Annotated in this window: 3 protein-coding genes (2 of these 3 only partly in view); all 3 read left to right on the top strand. The window is 54.1% G+C overall.

Translation table 11 applies throughout. The annotated features are described in order from the left end of the window. Tightly spaced (each overlapping or abutting the next), the 3 genes in view from BM100_RS09810 to BM100_RS09800 form a layout consistent with a single transcriptional unit that may run on beyond the window. On the top strand, nt 1-16,437 hold the 3' portion of the coding sequence (locus tag BM100_RS09810; RefSeq protein ID WP_092510415.1) for a non-ribosomal peptide synthetase. It extends 6,708 nt beyond the left edge of the window; the window shows 16,437 of its 23,145 coding nt (coding positions 6,709-23,145); the start codon falls outside the window, past its left edge; the stop codon is at nt 16,435-16,437. Beyond that, entirely contained in the window at nt 16,437-23,243 is a 6,807-nt protein-coding gene (locus BM100_RS09805) for a non-ribosomal peptide synthetase (protein ID WP_244590715.1), read from the top strand. Before BM100_RS09810 ends, BM100_RS09805 begins: the two co-directional genes overlap by 1 nt. Continuing rightward, nucleotides 23,240-24,321 carry the beginning of a non-ribosomal peptide synthetase gene (locus tag BM100_RS09800; protein ID WP_092510411.1) on the top strand. 13,924 nt of this gene lie beyond the right edge of the window, so the window shows 1,082 of its 15,006 coding nt (coding positions 1-1,082); its start codon is at nt 23,240-23,242; its stop codon lies off the right edge, out of view. The genes BM100_RS09805 and BM100_RS09800 overlap by 4 nt, the downstream gene beginning before the upstream one ends.

The following is a 24,321-nucleotide window of genomic DNA, read 5'->3' as shown; positions in this document are numbered from 1 at the left end:
GCACGCAATATACAGGATATTTACCCATTGGCGCCGCTACAGGAAGGTATTTTCTATCACCACCTGCGCAGCACTCAAGGTGATACCTATGTGCTGCAATGCCTGCTTGCGTTTAACACACGTGAACGCCTCGATGATTTCTTGTCCGCCCTCCAGCAAGTCATTGACCGCCACGATATCCTGCGCACCGCCATCTGCTGGCAAGGATTGGTTCAACCGGCCCAAGTGGTCTGGCGCCAAGCGCCGTTGCATGCCAATGTTTTCATCCCGGAAACATCGGAGGACATCCGCGCCCAACTACAGGCACATACCCATCCCCGCCGGCACCGCCTTGATCTGAGTCAGGCTCCGCTGTTCGCGGCTGATATCGCCCATGACCCGGCACAGAATGAATGGTTGCTATCGCTGCGTTTCCATCATTTAGTCTGTGACCACATGACGCTGGAGCTGATTTTTGCCGAAATCGCCGAAATACAGCAAGGAAGTCTCTCATCCCTGCCAGAAACACTGCCCTACCGTCACTTTATCGCTCAGATTTTGAGTACGCCTGCTACGGCACATGAGGCTTATTTCCGGACACGGTTGGCTGATATCGATGCCCCTACAGCCCCCTTCGGCATACTTTCGTTGCAGGATGACCATGAGCCAACAACCGAAGCCCAGCTTTTGCTGGACTCCGATCTTGCGGAAAATATCCGTGCTCAGGCCCGCAGGCTGGGGGTCAGTCCCGGCGTGCTGTTCCATGTCGCTTGGGCCCAAGTGCTGGCTCAAACCAGCGGCCACCACCATGTTGTCTTTGGTTCCGTCTTGTTAGGCCGATTACAGGGTGGGGCAGGAGCAGCCCGCACACTGGGCATGTTCATTAATACCTTGCCAGTGCGGATCTCTTTGGGCGGGCAACCAGCAGATAAAGACAGTGTGCAGGATATCGTGCAAGACACCTATCGCCAGTTAACGGCCCTGCTGGAACACGAACAGGCGCCACTGGCCCTGGCACAACGTTGCAGTGGCATGGCACCGTCGATACCGTTGTTCAGTACGTTGCTCAATTATCGCCACAGCCAGAACCGAGACTCTGACATCATCGAAATGCCCCAGATAGGCATGCGCATTGTTGCGGTTGAGGAACGGGCCAACTATCCGGTCACACTATCCGTCGATGATATGGGAACCGGTTTTTACCTGACAGCCCAGACAGTTACGCGCATTGACCCGGCTCGCATGAACACGTATCTGGCAACTGCGCTCAGAGGTCTGGTTGATGCCTTGGCCCATGAGCCGCAACGCGCGATCCAGAGTATCTCGATTCTGCCCCCTGCGGAGCGGCAACAGGCCTTGGTGGGCTTCAACCCTGCCCCGGTGGACTTTCCACACAATGCATTGATTCACCAGTTGTTCGAAGATCACGTGAAACATCACCCGAATGCGATTGCGCTCATGTTTGAGGAGCAATCCCTGAGCTATGGAGAGCTGAATTACCGTGCCAATCAGTTGGCCCATTACTTGATTGCACTGGGCATACGGCCCGATGATCGCGTAGCAATCTGCGCAGAACGCAGCCCGGAATTGATTATCGGCCTGCTCGCCATTCTCAAGGCAGGCGGGGCTTATGTCCCGCTTGATCCAGCTTATCCGGCCGAACGGCTGGCCTACATGCTGGAAGATGTCAAACCTGTTGCCTTACTGATGCAATCAGCCCATGCCAGTAAAATGAACGGCAGCAATAAAAGGGACAGCGCCATTCCTATCGTTCTCCTTGATTCATTGCTCCTTAATACAGACAATGCATTTCTGACAAGCCAGCCCAGCCACAATCCCGCGCCCCATGCCTTGGGACTGACTTCACGCCATCTGGCCTATGTGATTTATACCTCTGGATCAACCGGACTGCCCAAGGGGGTCATGGTTGAACACCGCAGCGTACTTCGCCTGATTATCAATAACGGATTTGCTGATATTGGTTCAGATGACTGTGTGGCCCATTGCGCCAATACGGCCTTTGATGCATCAACGTGGGAGATTTGGGCTGCCCTGCTGAATGGCGGGCGTCTGCATATCGTTCCCCAATCAGTGTTGCTTGATCCAACCCGTTTCTGCGAGTCATTGATCAAGGGAGGAACTACCGCACTTTGGTTAACGGTTGGGTTGTTCAACGAATATCTCGACTATCTCGAACCCCTGTATCATCAATTGCGTTACTTGATTATTGGCGGTGATACCCTCGATCCAAGAAAAATCCAGCATATGCGCTCGCTGGCTTCCCAGCCTGCGAACTTGATGAATGCCTATGGCCCGACGGAAACCACGACATTTGCCACCATTTACACCATCAATGCCCCGATTGATGTGAACCGCTCCATTCCCATTGGCAAACCGATCGCCAATACTCGCATCTATATTCTTGATCCGCACGGCCAGCCGGTTCCCGTTGGCGCGGTCGGTGAGATTCATATTGCTGATGCAGGTGTTTCCCGCGGTTACCTGAATCGTCCTGAACTCACTGCCGAGCGCTTTATTGTCGATTCATTCTCTCCTGCCCCCAATGCCCGCATGTACAAAACCGGTGATTTGGGACGCTGGCTGCCTGACGGCAATATTGAATATCTCGGCCGCAACGATTTTCAGGTCAAACTGCGCGGATTCCGCATTGAGCTGGGTGAGATTGAAGCACGACTGAGGCAATGTGATGGCGTGCGTGATGCGGTAGTAATAATCCGCGAACAGGAAGATCAATCAAATGAAAATGGCCCTGGTCAAAAACGCCTGATTGCCTATGTCCAGCCACTGGAATCTCTTGAATCAGCAGGCAACAAGCTGGATCCTGCCGAATTGCGCCAGCAACTTGCCCAGCACCTTGCCGATTATATGTTGCCAAGTGCCTTCGTCATGCTTGATGCTTTCCCGCTCACCCTCAACGGCAAGCTGGATCGTCAGGCTCTGCCGGCGCCTGATTTGTCAGCCGTAGCAGCCCACCGTTACCAAGCGCCGGAAAGCCCAATGGAGTGTGCATTGGCTGAGATTTGGCAGAACCTGCTGGGGCTGGAACAGATTGGCCGCCATGACAACTTTTTTGAACTGGGCGGCCATTCATTGCTTGCTGTCCAGCTTATTGCCCACATACGTCAGGAGCTGGCACTGGAATTGTCACTACAGCAGCTTTTTGACCATCCTCTTTTGCTGGATTTGGCTCAAACGCTCACTGATGCAGCAACCTCTTCTCAAGTCATTATTCCGGTGGCCGACAGAGATCAGCCTTTGCCCTTGTCCTTCGCTCAACAACGGTTGTGGTTCTTTGGTCAAATCGATCCCTCGGCCAGTTTGGCCTACCACATTCCTGTGGCATTGCGCCTTACCGGATCGCTCAATCAGTCTGCTTTAAGCAAAGCACTCGACCATCTGGTTGCCCGACACGAGATTTTACGTACCCGCTTTGTACTGGTTGGCGGCCAACCCTGCCAGCACATTGACGCGGCTGATATTGGCTTGCGCCTGGCTTATCACGATTTACGCCTGCTGACGCCGGAAGAACAAGCTGCTCAAATTACAGAACTGACTACGCTGGAAGCAAAAACACCTTTTGACTTTGCTCAGGAATCCTTGATCCGCGGCCAATTGCTGCAACTGACGAGTGAAGAGCATATATTGCTGCTCACCCAACACCACATTATCTCGGACGGTTGGTCTGTCGGGATATTGATGCACGAATTGGATCTCCTCTACCGTGCTGCCCTTGAGGGTTCAGACAACCCACTGCCACCGCTGCCCGTCCAATATGCTGATTATGCTGTCTGGCAGCGTGACTGGCTGCAAGAGGACGCGCTCACGGCACAGCGTGATTTTTGGCGCACCCAGCTTGAAAGCGCGCCGGCTTTACTGACACTTCCGCTCGATAGACCACGCCCAGCGACCCAATCTTTCGTCGGGGGGCATGTTCCGGTTCATTTTGATGCCAGATTATTGGCATCACTCAAGAGATTGGGGCAACGTCACAACAGCACTCTATTTATGACCGTGCTTGCTGCATGGGGCTGCGTACTTGCCCGATTAAGTGGTCAGAATGATATTGTCATCGGCACACCGGTCGCCAACCGTCCCCATCATGAACTTGAAGGGATGATCGGTTTCTTTGTTAATACGCTGGCCTTGCGCGTGACGTTGAGTGATACCCTCAGTGTCGCCGATTTACTGTCCCAAATCCGGAAGCGGGCGCTTGCCGCCTATGCCCATCAGGATTTGCCTTTTGAGCAAGTGGTGGAAGTCCTGCACCCAGAACGCAATCTGGGTTACAGCCCGGTTTTTCAGGTGATGCTGGCCCTGAACAACACGTTAAATAATAACTTACCGCATACCCCAGCCAGTGAATCTGCCTCACCCGAACTACAGTTTGCACCAGTTGAGCAGGTACACCCGAGTGCTCACTTTGATCTGACGCTGTCACTGACTGAAACCGAATCCGGTCTGATTGGCGGGCTTACCTATGCCGCAGATCTGTTTGATGCCGCAACGGTTGAACGCATGGTGGATTATTTAGCCAATGTGCTGGTCGCCATGACAGCAGATGAAACACAACCCGTGGCTACCCTGCCAATGCTGCCGGCATCAGAGCGGCAGCAACTGCTGGTGGATTTCAATGCCACGTCAGCAGATTATCCGCAGGATATGCTGGCTCACCAACTGTTTGAAGCTCAGGCATTACAGCAGCCCGATGCCGTCGCAGTATGCTATGAAGATCAGGTTCTGAGCTACAGTGAGCTGAATGACCATGCCAACCGACTGGCCCATCAGCTTATTGCTCTGGGAGTACGTCCGGACAATCGGGTTGCTGTTTGTACAGAGCGCGGTCTGGAAATGGTGATTGCCCTGCTTGCCGTTCTCAAGGCGGGAGGCGCATATGTTCCGCTCGATCCCGCCTATCCGGCTGAACGTCTGACCTACATGCTGGACGATTCTGCCCCGGTCGTGTTACTGACCCAAACCGCATGGAGCGAGAAGCTTTCCAGCAACATCCCTACTATTTTTCTCGATAACCTTTTGATCGATAACGTCTTGGCCAGCACTGAACCACCGTTGTCCAAGCAACCGAAATCTAATCCGGATGTGCAAGGATTGGGGCTGACATCCCGCCATCTGGCCTATGTCATTTATACTTCGGGTTCAACGGGGCAACCCAAAGGGGTCATGATCGCGCACCAAAACCTGTGCAACCTGATCACCACACAAAAAGAGGTGTTGGGACTAACAGCAGACAGCCGCGTTTTACAGTTCGCCTCAAACAGTTTCGATGCCTGTATCTGGGAATGCTGTATCGCTCTCTTGACCGGAGCGCGCCTCTATCTTGCACAGCGGGCCGATATCCTGCCCGGTGCCGCACTGTCCGGTTACCTTGAAAGCCACGCCATTACCCACACCCTGCTGTCCCCTACCGCGCTGACGGCTATGGATTCGCTGCCTGCCACCCTGCAAACACTGCTTGTCGGCGGGGAAGCCTGCCCGTCAACGTTGGTCAAGCGCTGGGCAAAAGGCCGACAGATGTTCAATGCTTATGGGCCGACGGAAATTACCGTCTATGCGTCGCTTTATGCCTGTCATGGTGCCTCCGGCAATGAAAATGAAACGGGAGACAATCCACCGCCCATTGGGCGCCCCATTGCCAATGCCCGAATTTATATCCTTGATGCCAATGCGCAACCCGTACCGCTTGGGGTCATGGGCGAGATCTATATTGCCGGCGCCGGCGTTGCCCGTGGCTACCTCAACCGTCCAGAACTCACCGCTGAACGCTTCCTTGCTGATCCGTTCTCCACTGAGCCGGATGCACGCATGTACAAAAGTGGCGACCTTGGCCGCTGGTTGCCTGATGGCAATGTGGAATACCTCGGCCGCAATGATTTCCAGATCAAGCTGCGGGGATTCCGCATTGAACTGGGTGAAATCGAAACCCGTCTCAGACAGTGCCACGGCGTGCGGGAAGCGGTCGTCATTGCCCGTGAAGATGAACAGGGCCACAAGCGTCTGGTGGCTTATCTTAAACCTCAGGATGGCGTAGAACTGATACCGGCAGAGCTGCGTTGGCAACTTACCCAGCACCTTGCTGACCATATGTTGCCCAGTGCTTTTGTCTCCATTGATGCTTTCCCGCTGACTTCGAACGGAAAACTGGATACACAGGCACTTCCCGCGCCTGAGCCATCCGCGTTTGTATTGAGTCAATATGAATCACCCTGCGGTGAGGCAGAAATCGCCCTGGCGCAGATTTGGCAAAAACTTCTGGGTCTGAATCAAGTCAGTCGCCATGATCATTTCTTTGAATTGGGCGGACACTCCTTGATGATCGTCAGCCTGATTGAAGAGTTGCGCACTATCGGCTGGCAGCTTGCCGTACACAGCGTATTTGCTTCCCCACACCTGATTGATATGGCACAGGCCATCCAGCGTGATACCGGCACCTTTGTGGTTCCCGCCAATCGCATTCCTGAAAACTGCACGGCTATCACCCCCGATCTGTTGCCTCTGGCATATCTGTCACAATCCGAGATTGATGCCGTTGTCGCCACGGTTCACGGGGGAAGCGCCAATGTACAGGATATTTATCCACTGGCTCCGTTGCAGGAAGGCATTTTGTTCCACCATCTGCTGCAAGCAGAAGGTGATGCCTATTTGCTGCAAGTTTTACTCGCTTTCAATACCCGCGTTGACCTTGATGCGTTCCTGAATGCTTTGCAGCAAGTCATCGACCGCCATGATATTTTGCGCACTGCGGTTTACTGGCAAGATTTGGCTCAGCCGGTTCAGGTCGTCTGGCGTCAGGCACCATTGAGCATCAATACCTTTACGCCGGCCACGGAGGAAGATGTTCCTGCCCAGCTACGGCTTCATACCGATCCGCGCTGGCACCGCCTCGACTTGACTCATGCGCCCTTATTCGCGGCTGATATCGCTTACTCTCCGGCACAGAATGAATGGCTGCTGGCCCTGCGTTTCCACCATCTGGTCAGTGACCACATGACCCTGGATCTTATCTTCGCTGAAATAGCCCAGATATTGGCAGGGAAAACGCAATCACTGCCCGCTCCGCTGCCCTACCGTAACTTTATTGCCCAGACGCTGGCAGTATCGGATGACGTGCATGAAACTTATTTCCGCGAACAACTTGCCGGCATTGATGCCCCGACAGCACCATTCGGCGTGATTTCTGTACCCAAAGACTTTCCTGAAAAAATGCCAAAACCGGGGGCACCGGCAGAGGGGGACGCTTCTGCTTCTGCTTCTGTTTCCACGGCAAATAATGCAAATATTGCAAAAGCCAGTCTGACATTGCCGCCTGCACTGGCTGACTCTATCCGTGTTCAGGCCCGCCGTCTGAAAGTCAGCCCGAGTGTTCTGTTCCATGCTGCTTGGGCACAAGTGGTGGCTCAAACCAGCCGCCGCAACGATGTCGTCTTCGGTTCCGTATTGTTGGGGCGTTTGCAGGGGGTCGCAGGGGCTGACCAGATTCTGGGCATGTTTATCAATACGCTGCCAATACGTCTCTCCCTGAGCGGGCGCAGTGTGCAAGATATCGTACAGGATACTTACCGCAATCTGACCGCATTGCTGGAACATGAACAAGCGCCATTATCACTGGCACAGCGTTGCAGCGACGTGGCCCAGCCCATGCCATTATTCAGCGCCTTGCTGAACTACCGTCACAGTCAGAGCAGTAAAGCGCTGACAGCAGACACAGCGGACAGCGCATGGGCAACTATGCGTATACTGGAAGCCAAAGAGCAGACCAATTACCCCATCACCCTGTCGGTGGATGATTTAGGCGATGACTTCCAGCTAACCGCCCTGACCGTGGCTGAAATTGAGCCAGAGCAGGTAACCACCTATCTGGCCACGGCCATTACAGGCTTGATTGATGCCTTGGTGCACAATCCACAGCAATTGATTCTGGATGTGCCAATCCTGCCGGAAGCAGAGCGGCAACAGCTCTTGGAGAACTTTAACGCCACTCACGTGGATTTCCCGCAACAGGCGTTGATCCACCAGTTGGTTGAAACTCAGGCTGCCCAAAATCCTGATGCCATTGCGCTGACTTATGCTGGGCAGCACTTGAGTTATGGTGAGCTGAACCTGCGAGCCAACCGGTTGGCCCACCGCCTGATGGCATTGGGTGTGCGTCCGGATGATCGGGTAGCCATCTGCCTTGAGCGCAGTCTGGAGCTGATTGTCGGTTTGCTCGGCATCCTCAAGGCTGGCGGTGCCTATGTACCACTCGACCCCACTTACCCTGCTGAACGGCTGGCTTATATGCTTGAAGATGCAACGCCGGTCGCCTTGCTGACCCAAACGTCGCAAGTTGACCGGATAACCCGCATCATGCCTGCGTCAATGCAAGCAATGCCGATCATGGTGCTTGATACTCATGAGCCATTCCTGACGGAGCCGGAACTGGACAGGCAGTCAGATCCGGCATCACCGCCTACATCCCGGAATCTGGCCTATGTCACTTACACCTCAGGCTCTACCGGATTGCCCAAAGGGGTCATGATTGAGCATCGCAACGTTGTTCGCCTGATTATCAATAATGGCTTTGCCGACATTGGGCCAGATGACTGTCTTGCCCATTGCGCCAATATTTCCTTCGATGCCGCCACTTGGGAAATCTGGGCGGCGCTGGCACACGGGGCGCGTGTACTGTTGATTCCGGAAAAAACCTTGCTGGAACCGGATCAGTTTGGTCAATGCCTCTCCTCAGAAGGTGTGACTGCCCTGTTCCTCACTACCGCATTATTCAATCAATATGCGAATTTGATTGCTCCGGCTCTGTCTGGCTTGCGCTATGTCCTTTTCGGAGGTGAACGAACAGATACCCGTTCAGCCATCCGCCTTCGGGCCGAAAATCCGCCACAACATTTATTGCATGTGTATGGCCCAACGGAAACCACCACATTCGCCACCGCCTATGAAATCCCCTTTATGGGAGATAGTGATACCGATGGTGAAAGGAAAATCCCCATTGGCCATCCCATTTCCAATACCCAAATCTATATCTTGGATGAAAAAGGCCAACCCGTTCCCCGTGGCGTGGAGGGTGAGATCCATATCGGCGGAGCCGGCGTTGCCCGTGGTTATCTGAACCGCCCTGAACTGACCGCCGAACGCTTCCTGATTGATCCGTTCGCCAAAGACGCCGAGGCACGCATGTATAAAACGGGCGATCTTGCCCGCTGGCTGCCAGATGGCAATATTGACTACATTGGCCGCAACGATTTTCAGGTTAAATTGCGCGGATTCCGCATTGAGTTAGGTGAAATCGAGGCCAGATTAAGACAGTGCGACGGTGTTCTTGAAGCTGTGGTGCTGACCCGTGAAGATGAACAGGGCCAGAAGCGTCTGATTGCCTATTTGCGCCCGCAAGCCGGCATGGTACTGGTGCCGGCTGAACTGCGCCTGCAACTTTCGCAGCATCTTGCTGACTACATGCTGCCCAGTGCCTTTGTGATGCTGGAAGCCTTCCCGTTGACTCCCAATGGCAAAATCGACCGTCGGGCGCTCCCTGACCCTGATTCATCCTCAATGATAACCCGTGCCTATTCTGCCCCGATTGGCAAAACAGAAATCGCGCTGGCCGGAATTTGGCAAGACTTGCTGGGAGTGGAACGCGTCGGCCGCTACGATCATTTCTTTGAACTGGGCGGGCATTCTCTGCTTGCCGTACAGCTCGCTTCACGGGTGCGTCAGGTCTTGGCACGTGAGCTTCCGTTGCAGCAACTCTTTGACCAGCCATTGCTGATCAATCTGGCCCAAGTGCTTTCCGGTGCTACGGAGACGACTCAGGTCGCCATTCCGCTGGCTGATCGCCAACAACCATTGCCGCTCTCCTTTGCCCAACAACGGCTGTGGTTCCTTGGTCAGCTCTCTCCGGCAGCCAGTCTGGCCTACCATATTCCCATTGCGCTGCGTTTCACGGGCTTACTCAACCGTCCTGCCTTAAAACGCGCACTCGACCAATTGGTTGCCCGGCAGGAAATCTTGCGTACCCGATTTGAGCTGGTTGCAGGCCAGCCTTGCCAGCACATTGATCCGGCGGATACCGGTTTTGCGCTCTCCAGCCAAGATCTGCGCGCCCAGACACCAGAAGCACACAATGACCGAATTGCTGAACTTACCGCACTGGAAGCGCAAACACCGTTTGACTTTACCCTCGGGCCGCTGATCCGCGGTCATTTACTGCAACTGGAGGACGAAGAACATGTGTTGCTGCTGACCCAGCACCACATTATTTCTGACGGTTGGTCAATGGGTGTCTTGATGCATGAGTTAAGTGTGCTTTACCGTGCCGCCTTGGGCCAGCAAAATGCATCTTTGCCCGCATTGCCTGTTCAGTACGCCGACTATGCCGTCTGGCAACGCAACCGCCTGCAAGAAACTGTCCTTGCCGCACAAGGCGACTTCTGGCGTGCCCAACTTGCCGGCGCCCCGGCCTTATTGGCACTGCCGACCGACAGGCCCCGCCCGACAACCCAAAGTTTCATCGGAGGACGGATCCCGATTCACTTCGACGCGGACTTATTGGCATCGCTCAAGGCGCTTGGACAGCGCCATAACGCCACATTATTTATGACCATCCTGAGCGCATGGAGTATCGTACTGGCCCGTCTCAGCGGTCAGGATGACATCGTTATCGGTACGCCGGTCGCCAACCGCCCACATCATGAACTGGAAGGCATGATAGGTTTCTTCGTCAACACGCTGGCCCTGCGCGTGACGCTGCATGATAAGTTCAATGTAGCGGATCTGCTTGCCCACGTCCGTGAGCAGGCATTTGCCGCCTATGCCCATCAGGACTTGCCTTTTGAACAGGTGGTAGAAGCCCTGCAACCTGATCGCAGCCTGAGTTACAGCCCGATTTTTCAAGTCATGTTGGCGCTGAACAACACGCCACTCCAAATGCCTTCGTTGCCGGATCTCCAACTGACCACGCTTGAGCCGGAGCATCACAGTGCCCATTTTGATTTAACCTTGTCGTTGACAGAAACAGAGGCAGGTTTAGTGGGTGAACTGGCCTATGCCGTTGATTTGTTCGATGCCGCTACCATTCAGCGCATGATGGGTTATTTGACCAATGTCCTGACAGCGATGACGGTGGATGAAAAGCAAAATATCGCTATCTTGCCGATGATGTCCGGTGCAGATCTGCAACAATTGCTGATTGAATTTAATGCCAATTGGGTAGATTTCCCGCAACATGCACTGATTCACCAGCGGATTGAGGCCCAAGCGGCTCACCAACCTGATGCCATTGCCATTGTCTGTGAAGGTGAAAGCCTCAGCTATGGCGAACTGAACCGCCATGCCAACCGCTTGGCCCATTATCTGATTGCGCAGGGTGTCCGCCCGGATGATCGGGTTGCCATCTGCGTCGAACGCAGTCTGGAGATGGTGATAGGCTTACTTGCCATTCTTAAGTCAGGCGGGGCGTATGTTCCGATTGACCCATCCTATCCGGCGGATCGGATGGCATATATGCTGGAAGATTCAACACCGGTGGCGATCCTGACCCAAAGTTCGTTAACCGACAAACTTGCCAGCGAATTGCCCACTATTTTGCTCGATAAAATGGTGAACGCCCCGGCACCGTTCATGACGGAGCTGCCGACCGACAATCCGAATATTCAGGCTTTGGGGCTGACAGCCAATCATCTGGCTTATGTGATTTACACCTCTGGCTCCACAGGCAAACCCAAAGGCGTGATGGTCGAACATGCCCATGTCGTGCGCCTGCTGGCTGCAACGCAAGATCATTTCCAGTTTGATGACCAGGATGTCTGGACACTGTTCCACTCTTTTGCGTTCGATTTCTCCGTCTGGGAATTGTGGGGCGCTTTATCTTACGGCGGCCGGTTGGTCATCGTTTCAGCAGACTGTGCCCGTTCACCGCAGATGTTCTATTCACTGCTTTGCCATGAGCAGGTCACCATCCTGAACCAGACCCCCAGCGCTTTCCGTCAGTTGATTGCTGCCCAAGATGCCACCCCGCACGCCCTGCGCTGCATTATTTTTGGTGGCGAAGCATTGGAATTACACACTCTTGCACCGTGGGTTGCCCGCAACCCAACGCAGCAAACTCGCTTGGTCAATATGTACGGCATCACCGAAATAACCGTGCATGCCACTTACCGTGAGCTAACGGAGTCTGATATCCATTCAGGGCGCGGCAGTTTGATTGGCCAGCCACTTCCCGACCTGCGGATATACATCCTTGATGCCTACGGTCAGCCTGTACCACTTGGCGTGACCGGTGAAATCTACATTGTCGGTGCGGGTGTTGCCCGGGGTTATCTGAATCGCCCTGAGCTGACCACTGAACGTTTCCTGATTGATCCGTTCTTCCTGCATTCAGATTCCCGCATGTATAAAACCGGTGATCTTGGGCGCTGGCTGCCTGACGGCAATATTGAATACCTCGGCCGCAACGATTTTCAGGTCAAACTGCGCGGGTTCCGTATTGAGCTGGGTGAAATTGAGGCAAGGCTAGAGCAGTGTCCCGGGGTTCGTGAGGCCGTGGTTTTGGCGCGGGAAGATGAACAGGGGCAAAAACGCCTGATTGCCTACCTGAAACCTCTGGATGGTGCTGCTTTGATGCCGGCGGAATTACGCCAGCAACTTAGCCAGCACCTTGCTGAATACATGCTGCCCAGTGCTTTTGTCACCCTCGATGCCTTCCCGCTGACCTCAAACGGAAAACTCGACCGCCAAGCGCTGCCCGCGCCGGATCTGTCTTCCATCGCAGTACGCAACTATCAAGCCCCAGTCGGGGAAATGGAAATCACACTCGCCCAGATTTGGCAAAAACTGCTGAAACTGGAGAGTGTCGGACGCCATGACCACTTCTTTGAACTCGGCGGCCACTCGCTGATGATAGTCAGTCTAATAGAAGAGTTGCGCAATCAGGGGTGGCAGCTTGATGTCCGCAGTGTGTTCATCACCCCTGTTCTCCTCGATATGGCACAGGCTGTCCAACAACATGCCACGGCGTTTGTGGTGCCGGCCAACCGCATTCCCGCCAATTGCACCGCCATTACAGCCGATATGCTGCCTTTAGTGTCACTGTCTCAAACTGAGATTGAGGCCATTGTCGCGACCGTTCCCGGCGGAAGTGCCAATGTACAGGATATTTATCCGCTGGCACCATTGCAGGAAGGAATTCTGTTCCATCACCTGATGCAAACAAAAGGTGATAACTATTTGCTGCAAAGTTTACTGGCCTTTGGCAACCGTGAGCGCCTCGATACCTTCTTGGCCGCCCTGCAACAAGTTATTGACCGCCACGATATTCTGCGCACGGCGGCTTACTGGCAGGAGCTGGCGCAACCGGTTCAGGTTGTCTGGCGGCGGGCGCCACTGGAAATCAATCTGTTCACTCCGGACACCAGCAGCCACCTTGCTGAACATTCAGTGATTGAACAGTTAAAGGCGCATACCGATCCACGCCAGCATCGCATCAACCTGAACAAGGCTCCGCTGTTTACCGCCGATATCGCCCATGATCCGGCACAGGATGAATGGATATTGGCACTGCGATTCCATCATTTGGTCAGCGACCATATGACGCTGGAGCTGATTTTTGCTGAAATCGACCAGATACAGCAAGGGCATGCGAAGATGTTGCCGCCAGCACTGCCTTATCGCAATTTTGTTGCCCAGACCCTGAACATGCCTACCGCTGAACATGAGGCTTATTTCCGTGAACAATTTGCCGATATTGACGAACCTACGGCACCGTTCGGCATTCTTAAAGTAAAAACTGATGGCGAGCCTGTCAAAGAGGCCCGTCTCCCCCTCGCACCGGAACTGGCGGACGCTATCCGTTCCCAAGCGCGCCGTCTGGGAATAAGCCCGGGTGTCCTGTTCCATGTTGCCTGGGCACAAGTGCTGGCGCAAACCAGCGGACGCGATGATGTCGTCTTTGGTTCCGTGCTGCTGGGGCGGCTTCAAGGAGGGGCCGGTGCTGCCCAGGTTCTGGGCATGTTCATCAATACCTTGCCAATGCGGCTCTCTTTGCGCCAACGCACGGTACAGGAAACAGTGCAGGATGCCTACCACGGGCTGATGATGCTGCTGGAACACGAACAAGCCCCGCTGGTACTGGCACAAAGTTGCAGCGGCATGGCGCAATCCGTTCCGCTGTTCAGCACTTTGTTGAACTATCGCCACAGTCAGGCGAATGAAGCAGAAACCCTTGGCACAAGCTGGACAGGCATCCGTGTTTTAACCGCGGAGGAAAGAACCAACTATCCGATTACCCTGTCGGTGGATGATGTGGGGAACCATTTCCACTTAACCGCCCAAACAGTGGCCGGTATTGAACCAACCCGCATTACTGCCTATTTGGCTGCCGCCATCCACGGTTTGATTGATGCGCTGGCCCATGATCCGCAGCAGTTGATTCGCAATATTCCGGTTCTGCCGATCACCGAGCGGCAGCAATTACTGGTGGATTTCAACGCGACTCAGACGGCGTTTCCACAGAACAGTCTGATCCACCAGCAATTTGAGGCACAGGCAGCACGTCGGCCTGATGCGATTGCCGTCACCTTCGGGGATGAATCTCTCAGCTATGGCGAACTGAACCGCCGCGCCAACCGATTGGCCCATCATCTGATGGCGCTGGGGATTCGTTCAGATGATCGGGTGGCAATATGTACTGAACGTAATTTGCAACTGATTGTGGGGCTGCTTGCCATTCTCAAGGCGGGCGGGGCCTATGTGCCGCTTGACCCGGCTTATCCGGCTGAACGCTTGGCTTACATGCTGGAAGATTCAGCACCGGTGGCTTTGTTGGTACAGGAGGCTCAAGCCGGCAAATTCGTGGGAGCAGTACCTGTTGCGGACGCTGTTTCCATCGTTATGCTCGACAACGAAGAATCGGCCTTCGCGGAGCAACCGGCTGACAACCCAGATGCTCAGACATTGGGACTGAATTCACACCATCTGGCCTATATCATCTATACCTCCGGCTCCACCGGATTGCCCAAAGGGGTGATGGTTGAACACCGCAATGTCCTCCGCCTGATTATCAATAATGGTTTTGCGGATATCGGGCCGGATGACTGCATTGCGCATTGTGCCAACATTGCCTTTGATGCATCGACATGGGAAATCTGGTCTGCCCTGCTCAATGGCGGACGCCTGCATGTGGTTCCGCAATCCGTGTTGCTTGATCCGGTACGTTTCTGTGACTCACTGATTGACGGAAAAGTGACAGCCCTTTGGCTTACCAGTGGCCTGTTCAATGAGTATCACCACCACCTTGAACCGGTGTTCAGCCAGTTGCGTTATCTGCTTACCGGCGGCGACGTACTTGATCCAAACAAAATACGGGCAGTTCAGTTAGCTGAAACACAGCCTGCCATGTTGATCAATGGATATGGCCCAACGGAAACCACAGCGTTTGCGGCAACTTACGCCATTCCCGCCCTTGTCGATGTTGCCCGCCCCATCCCCATCGGCAGGCCAATCGCCAATACCCAGATTTATATTCTTGATGGCTATGGGGAACCGGTTCCCTTGGGAGCCACCGGTGAAATTCATATCGGCGGCATGGGCGTTGCCCGTGGCTATCTGAACCGCCCAGAACTGACCGCTGAACGTTTCATTGTTGACCCATTTTCACCGGAGCCGAATGCCCGCCTGTATAAAACGGGCGATCTCGGCCGCTGGTTGCCGGATGGCAATATCGAATATCTGGGCCGCAACGATTTTCAGGTCAAGCTGCGCGGTTTCCGCATCGAACTGGGAGAAATCGAAACCCGGCTCAAGCAGTGCCCGGGGGTGCGTGATGCTGTCGTTATCATGCGTGAAGATGAGCCAAACCAGAAACGTCTGGTCGCTTATCTGCAATCGCTTGATGGTGCTGAGTTGCTCCCCGCTGACCTGCGCCAGCAGCTTGCCCAGCAGTTAGCCGATTATATGCTGCCCAGCGCGTTCATGACGCTTGACGCTTTCCCGCTGACCCCGAACGGCAAGCTTGATCGCCGGGCACTTCCCGCCCCGGATCTCTCGGCAACAATCAGCCACGGCAATGAGCCGCCACAAGGGAGGATCGAAGTGGCTCTGGCCCAAATTTGGCAAGATTTACTGGGGCTGGAGCAGGTCAACCGTCACGACCATTTCTTTGAAATCGGTGGTCACTCATTGATGGTCGTCCGTCTGATTACACGTATACAACATAGATTCTTGGTCAATATTTCCCTCTCCGACCTGTTCATTTCGCCCACGTTGGCAGAGCAGGCCGACCTCATTTTTTCAACCCAAATGAGTGCAGTCGGGGAAAACGAGATTGAATCCATGCAAAGTTCACTCGATTCAATGTCAGCAGAAGAATTAATGGCAATTTTGAGCGGAGAAGACGTCCGTGAAGACAAAGACAGTAGTGGAGACAGTAAATAATGACAAGGACTAACATGAATCTCGACGACTTAAAACGCGCGGTTCTGGAAAAAAGGCTAGAGGAACAATTAAAAGCCCGTGGACTTCAGCAGCAACAACCGTCGATTAAAAAAGCGAAGGGGCAACAACCTATACCGTTATCTTTTGCACAGCAACGGTTATGGTTCCTCAGTCAACTCGATCCGGCTGCCAGTCAGGCTTATCACTTGCCGGTCACCCTGCGCCTTGCCGGACAGCTCAACCGCCCCGCATTGAAAGCGGCGCTCGACCGCCTGATTGCCCGTCATGAAAGCCTGCGCACACGCTTTGTCTCCATTGATGAACAACCTTGCCAACAAATCGATCCCGCTGATATTGGCTTTACGTTGTCTTACCATGACCTGCGCCAGAATGACCCTGCCCTGCATGCTCAACAGGTCAGCGAGCTGGCGGAACTTGAAGCACAGGCTCCCTTCGATTTTGCCCAAGGGCCGCTCATTCGCGGCCAGTTGCTGCAACTGAACAATGATGAGCATGTATTGCTGCTGACACTGCATCACATTATTACCGATGGTTGGTCTGTGGGCGTATTGGTGCGTGAACTGGGCATCTTCTACCGCGCCGCCCTTGACGGCCTTGATGACCCTTTGCCACCCCTGCCCATTCAATATGCGGATTACGCCTTCTGGCAACATGAGCAATGGCAAAAGGGGCAAGAGGAACACGATCAGGAAAAACAGAAGGGCGGAGAGCCGCAGCAGGCAATTTCCTTTGCGAAACAGCGTGATTTCTGGGCAAGCCAACTGGCAGGAGCACCGGCCTTACTGCCGCTTCCCACGGATCGGCCCCGCCCCGCGGTGCAAACTTATAGGGGCGGTCAGCAATCCTTCCACCTTGATGCCCATTCATTGGCATCACTCAAGGCGCTGGGACAGCGCCATAACTGCACCTTATTCATGACAGTGCTGGCCGCTTGGAGCGGTGTGCTCAACCGGCTCACGGGGCTGGATGATATCGTCATCGGGACTCCGGTTGCCAACCGCCCGCAGCAGGAGCTTGAAGGGCTGATTGGTTTCTTTGTCAATACATTGGCTTTGCGTGTCCGATTCCACAGCGAACTCAACGTGGCGGATCTCCTTGCGCAAATCAGACAACAGGCGCTGGCGGCCTACGCCCACCAAGATCTGCCTTTTGAACAAGTGGTGGAAGCCCTGCAACCTGAGCGCAGCCTGAGTTACAGCCCCATTTTTCAGGTTATGATGGCGCTGAATAATACCCCGACCCAAGCGCTGACTCTGCCCGGCCTGCAACTGACGACCATTGAACAAGCACGCCGTGGCGCCCATTTTGACCTGACGCTCTCCCTGAGTGAAACTGAAACGGGTTTGGTGGGTGATTTGGAGTATGCCGCTGATTTATTCGATGCGGCAACGATTGAGCGCATCGTGGGTTATTTGGTCAATATACTGACCGCAATGGCCGCAGATGAAACCCAGACCATCGCCTCCCTGCCGATGTTACCGGCATCGGAGCTACAGCAGCTTCTGAACGATTTTAGCCAGTCCCCGATTTATTCCCAGCCAAGTGACCAGCAAGATGCCCCGATTCACCTGCTTTTTGAGCAACAAGTGGCTCGCCGCCCTGACGCCATTGCGCTTGAGTTTGTTTGTGAACATCAGGCGAAAAATAAACCAGAGAAACAGGCCATCTGTTATGGCGAATTAAACCGCCGTGCCAACCAACTGGCGCACCATTTGATTGCTTTGGGTGTCCGTCCCGACGATAGGATTGCCATCTGCCTCGAACGCAGCCCGGAGATGATTATCGGATTGTTGGGCATCCTCAAGGCAGGCGGGGCTTATGTGCCGCTCGATCCGGCCTATCCGGCTGAACGGCTGGCCTACATCATTGAAGATGCCTCCCCTGTGGCCTTGTTGACTGACGCTCACCTGATGCAAACAACCCAGGTCGCCACCCTATCGGGCGCGGTTCCGGTCATCCTGCTGGACAGTCCGGAACTCAACCTTGAAAGCCAGCCCAGCCATAATCCGCCCGCGCAGACAAGGGAACTGACATCCTGCCATCTGGCCTATGTGATTTACACTTCCGGTTCCACAGGCAAACCCAAAGGCGTGATGGCAGAGCACCGCAACGTCAACCAATTGGTTATCAATAATCCCTATGCGGAGATCAGGGAAAGTGACTGTGTTGCCCATTGCGCCAATGTTGCATTTGATGCATCAACGTGGGAAATCTGGTCAGCTCTGCTTAACGGTGCCCGTTTGTATATCATTCCGCAGTCGGTATTGCTCGATCCTGCCCGTTTCTGCGTGTCATTGATTAAAGGGAAAACCACGGCAATTTGGTTAACAAGTGGCTTATTCAACGAATACCTTGATGCCCTCCAGCCCCTGTTTGGTCAATTGCGTTATTTAATCACCGGCGGTGATGTCGTTGACCCACGAAAAATACAGCAGATACAGTTGATGGATTTTCCGCCTGAACATATGATTTGCGCGTACGGCCCGACAGAAACCACAACATTTGCCACAACTTATCGCATCGATGCGTCCAGTGAAACGCCCATTGATGTTGCACGATCCATTCCCATTGGCCGCCCGATTGCCCATACCCGCACTTATCTTCTTGACCCGCAAGGCCATCCTGTTCCCCTTGGTGTCAGTGGCGAAATTTATATTGGCGGCGCGGGCGTGACCCGTGGTTACCTGAATCAGCCTGAATTGACCGCCGAGCGCTTCTTGCCTGATCCGTTCTCCAAAGACGACGGGGCACGCATGTATAAAAGCGGCGACCTTGGCCGTTGGCTGCCCGACGGCAATATCGAATTCCTCGGCCGCAATGATTTTCAGGTCAAACTACGTGGGTTCCGCATCGAACTGGGGGAAATCGAGGCCAAATTGTTGCAGTGCCACGGGGTCAGTGAAGCCATCGTCCTGATGCGTGAAGACGAAGCAAACCAGAAACGGCTGGTTGCTTACCTGCTGGCGCAGGACGGCGTTGAATTGCAAGGAGCTGAACTGCGTCAACAGCTCGCCCAGCATCTCGCTGATTTTATGCTGCCCAGTGCCTTTGTGGTGCTTGACGCTTTCCCCCTGACACCCAATGGCAAGGTTGATCGTCAGGCGCTACCGGTTCCCGCATTATCTGCAATCGCGGTACGTCATTATGAATCTCCCGTTGGCGAAGCAGAAAATACACTGGCTCAGATTTGGCAAGATTTATTGGGATTGGCGCAAGTCGGCCGCCATGACCATTTCTTTGAACTGGGCGGCCATTCGTTGATGATCGTCAGCCTGATCGAAAAATTACGCGGCAATGGCTGGAAACTCGATGTACGCAGCGTATTTTCAACCCCTGTTCTGGCTGATATGGCTCAAGCCATCCAACGTGCTGCCGGTGCTTTTGTCGTGCCCGCAAATCGCATACCCGATGATTGCAGCACTCTTGTCCCCGATATGCTGCCGTTGATTGCCCTCACCCAGCCTGAAATTGATTCGATTGTGGAGGCCATTCCCGCCGGGGCGGGCAATATACAGGACATCTATCCATTGGCCCCCTTGCAAAAAGGGATCCTGTTCCATTATCTGATGCAGGAACAAGGGGATACTTACCTGTTGCAGAGCCTGCTGGCGTTCGATACCCGTGCCCGCCTCGATGCATTTATGGATGCTTTGCAGCAAGTCATCAACCGTCACGATATCTTGCGCACTTCGGTGCACTGGCAAGGACTGGAGCAACCCGCCCAAGTAGTTTGGCGCCAGGCTCCGCTGGGCATCAATGTCTTCACGCCGATTTCGCCAGATGACGTGCCATCACAGCTACTTGCCCATACCGACCCGCGCCGGCATCGTATTAATCTGAATCAAGCGCCGTTATTTGCGGCGGATATTGCCTGTGATCCGGTTCAGGATGAATGGTTGTTGGCCCTGCGTTTCCACCATCTGGTCAGCGATCATATGACACTGGAACTGATCTTCTCTGAAATTGCACTGATATTGCAGGGAAATGCAGGGGCATTGCCTACCCCGTTGCCCTATCGCAATTTTATTGCCCAGATCCTGAATGATTCTGCCGCAGCCCATGAGGCTTATTTCCATGAGCGACTGGCTGATATTGATGCACCGACGGCACCTTTCGGCATACTCTCAGTGCCGAATGACAACACATCAGTTGCAGAAGCCCGTTTCCCCCTTGCCCCTGCGTTGTCAAAGGCTATCCGCGCCCAGGCCCGTCAACTGAAAGTCAGCCCAAGCGTGCTGTTTCACGCAGCTTGGGCTAATGTGCTGGCACAAACCAGCGGCCGCGACGATGTGGTCTTTGGCTCAGTGCTGTTAGGCCGCCTGCAAGGTGGTGCCGGTGCTGATCAAATATTGGGGATGTTCATCAACACCCTGCCTGTACGGGTATCTTTGGCCGGGCGCAATGTGCAGTCAGTGGTGCAAGATACTTATCTCGATTTGATGCAACTGTTGGAACACGAACAAGCGCCATTGGCGCTGGCACAGGGTTGCAGCGGCATCGCACACTCTCTGCCCCTGTTCAGTGCCCTGCTCAATTATCGCCATTCGCATGTTGATAAAAACGGTGCCGGCCATGCCCAAGCGGATAAGGCCGTTTGGGCAGGCATGCGGGTTATGGCCGCACAGGAACGTACCAATTATCCCATTACCCTTTCGGTGGATGATTTAGGGGAAGATTTCTATCTGACCGCCCATACCATAGCCGGTATCGATCCGGCCAGCATCACCGGTTACCTGCAAACAGCCGTAGATGGGCTGGTCAATGCCTTGGCACACAATCCACAACAATTGATTCTGGATATTCCCATCCTGTCAGAGGCAGAACAGCAACAAATATTGGTTGATTTCAATCCCGCACAGACCGATTTTCCGCAAGAAGCACTGATCCACCAGCTATTTGAAGCTCAGGTAACGCAGCAACCGGATGCCATTGCCGTGATATTCGATGGGCAAACCGACAATGAACACACATTGAGCTATAGCGAACTTAATCAACGTGCCAATCAGCTGGCGCATCATTTGATTGCCTTGGGTGTCCGCCCCGACGATCGGATTGCCATCTGCCTCGAACGCAGTCCGGAGATGATTGTCGGATTACTGGGTATCCTCAAGGCAGGCGGGGCTTATGTACCGCTCGACCCGACCTATCCGGCTGAACGGCTGGCCTATATCATTGAAGATGCCTCCCCTGTGGCCTTGTTGACCGACGCTCACCTGATGCAAACAACCCAGGTCGCCACACTGTCGGGCGCGGTTCCGGTCATCCTGCTGGACAGTCCGGAACTCAACCTTGAAAGCCAGCCCCCCCATAATCCGCCTGCGCAGACAAGAGGGCTGACATCCCGTCATTTGGCTTATGTGATTTACACTTCCGGATCCACAGGCAGGCCCAAAGGCGTGATGGCAGAGCACCGCAACGTCAATCAATTGGTTATCAATAATCCCTATGCGGAGATCAAACAGAGTGACTGTGTTGCCCATTGCGCCAATGTTGCGTTTGATGCATCAACGTGGGAAATTTGGTCAGCCCTGCTCAACGGCGCCCGTTTGCATGTCATTTCGCAGTCGGTATTGCTCGATCCTGCCCGTTTCTGCGAGTCATTGATCAAAGGGAAAACCACGACAATTTGGTTAACAAGTGGCTTATTCAACGAATACCTTGATGCCCTCCAACCCCTGTTTGGCCAATTGCGTTATTTAATCACCGGCGGTGATATCCTCGATCCACGGAAAATTCAGCGGGTACTGTCTGCGAACGCCAAGCCAGCACACCTGATTAATGGGTATGGCCCGACAGAAACCACAACATTTGCCACAACTTATCGCATCGATGCGTCCAGTGAAACGCCCATTGATGTTGCGCGATCCATTCCCATTGGCCGTCCGATTGCCCATACCCGCATTTATATTCTTGATCCGCAAGGCCGCCCCGTTCCCCGTGGTGCCAGAGGCGAAATTTATATTGGCGGCGCGGGCGTGGCTCGTGGTTACCTGAATCAACCTGAACTGACCGCCGAACGCTTCTTGCCTGACCCGTTCACCAAAGACACTGAAGCGCGCATGTATAACAGCGGCGATCTCGGCCGTTGGCTGCCCGACGGCAATATCGAATTCCTCGGCCGCAATGATTTTCAGGTCAAACTGCGCGGGTTCCGCATCGAACTGGGGGAAATCGAGGCCAAATTGTTGCAGTGCCACGGAGTCAATGAAGCCATCGTCCTGATGCGTGAAGATGAGGCAAACCAGAAACGATTGGTTGCTTACCTGCGGGCGCAGGATGGCGTTGAGCTGCAAGGGGCTGACCTGCGCCAACAGCTCGCCCAGCACCTCGCTGATTTTATGCTGCCCAGTGCTTTTGTGGTGCTTGATGCTTTCCCGCTGACACCCAATGGCAAACTCGACCGTCAGGCACTCCCCGCCCCAGACTCATCTGCGATTGTCATGCGCCGTTACGAAGCACCAAACAGTGAGGAAGAAATGTCTCTCGCCAAGATCTGGCAAGAATTACTGGGGTTGGAGCGCATTGGCCGGCATGACAATTTCTTTGAGCTTGGCGGCCACTCCCTGATGATCGTGCAGCTTGCAACCCGCATAGAAGACGAATTTATGGTGGATATCCCCATTTCCCAGCTATTTCTTACCCCGATATTGGCAGAACAAGTCAACGTCATCTTTGCGGCCCAAATGGATGCCATTGGAAAAAATGACATTGAGTCGCTCCAAAATGCCCTTGATTCAATGTCAGCAGAAGAGTTAGCAGCAATTTTAGGCGGAGACAATAAATGAGCAAGACCGATATGAATCTCGAAAATCTGAAGCTGGCTGTTTTAAAGAAAAAAATCAAAGAACAACTGCAAACTCAGAAGCACCATAAACGGCCACCCATTGAGCAGACTGCGCGGGATCTTCCTCTGCCACTCTCTTTTGCCCAGCAGCGCTTATGGTTCCTGACCCAGCTCGATCCGGCTGCCGGGCTGGCTTATCACATTCCGGCAGCGTTACGCCTGACAGGCCAACTCAACCATGATGCGCTGATTCAGGCACTCAATTGCTTGGTAGCCCGCCATGAGATCCTGCGTACCCGCTTTATACTGATTGATGGTCAGCCCCATCAATGCATCGAGCCTGCCGATTCAGGTTTTGCCCTGTCCCGCCAAGACTTGCGCCCATTTGGGGAAAAAGCGCACGCCGAACGTATCGCTGAACTTACTGCCCTTGAAGCCCAGACGCCTTTCGACCTGACCCACGGCCCGCTGATTCGGGGGCAATTGTTGCAATTGGCGGACGAAGAACATGTGCTCCTGCTCAATCAGCATCACATTATTTCTGACGGCTGGTCCATTGGTGTACTGGTTCATGAACTGGGGACACTCTACCGCGCTACCCTTGCCGGTCATGATAACCCGCTTCCGCCATTGCCTATCCAGTATGTCGATTATGCAGTCTGGCAACGTAACTGGTTACAGGGGGATGTCTTCACCCAGCAACGTGACTTTTGGCGCGCCCAACTTGAAGGCGCCCCGGCTTTGCTGGATCTGCCGACCGATCGCCCACGCCCGGCGGTGCAGTCTTATACCGGCGCTCAAGTGCCTGTCCGGTTCGATGCAACCTTGCTGACCGCCCTGAAATCTTTCGGGCAACAGCATAACGCCACGCTGTTTATGACCGTCCTGACAGCATGGAGCATCGCTCTTGCCCGACTCAGCGGACAAACTGATATTGTGATTGGCACGCCGGTTGCCAACCGCCCGCACCATGAACTGGAAGGCTTGATCGGTTTCTTTGTCAACACGCTGGCCCTGCGCATTACACTATCCGATTCCTCCACTGTTGCTGACCTGCTCACGCAAGTCCGTGAACGTAC

It is taken from the genome of Xenorhabdus mauleonii (assembly GCF_900113945.1).
GTDB classification, from domain to species: Bacteria; Pseudomonadota; Gammaproteobacteria; order Enterobacterales; family Enterobacteriaceae; genus Xenorhabdus; species Xenorhabdus mauleonii.
The sequence above is the reverse complement of the archived record's forward strand: the minus strand, read 5'-3'. Positions and strand labels throughout refer to the sequence as shown.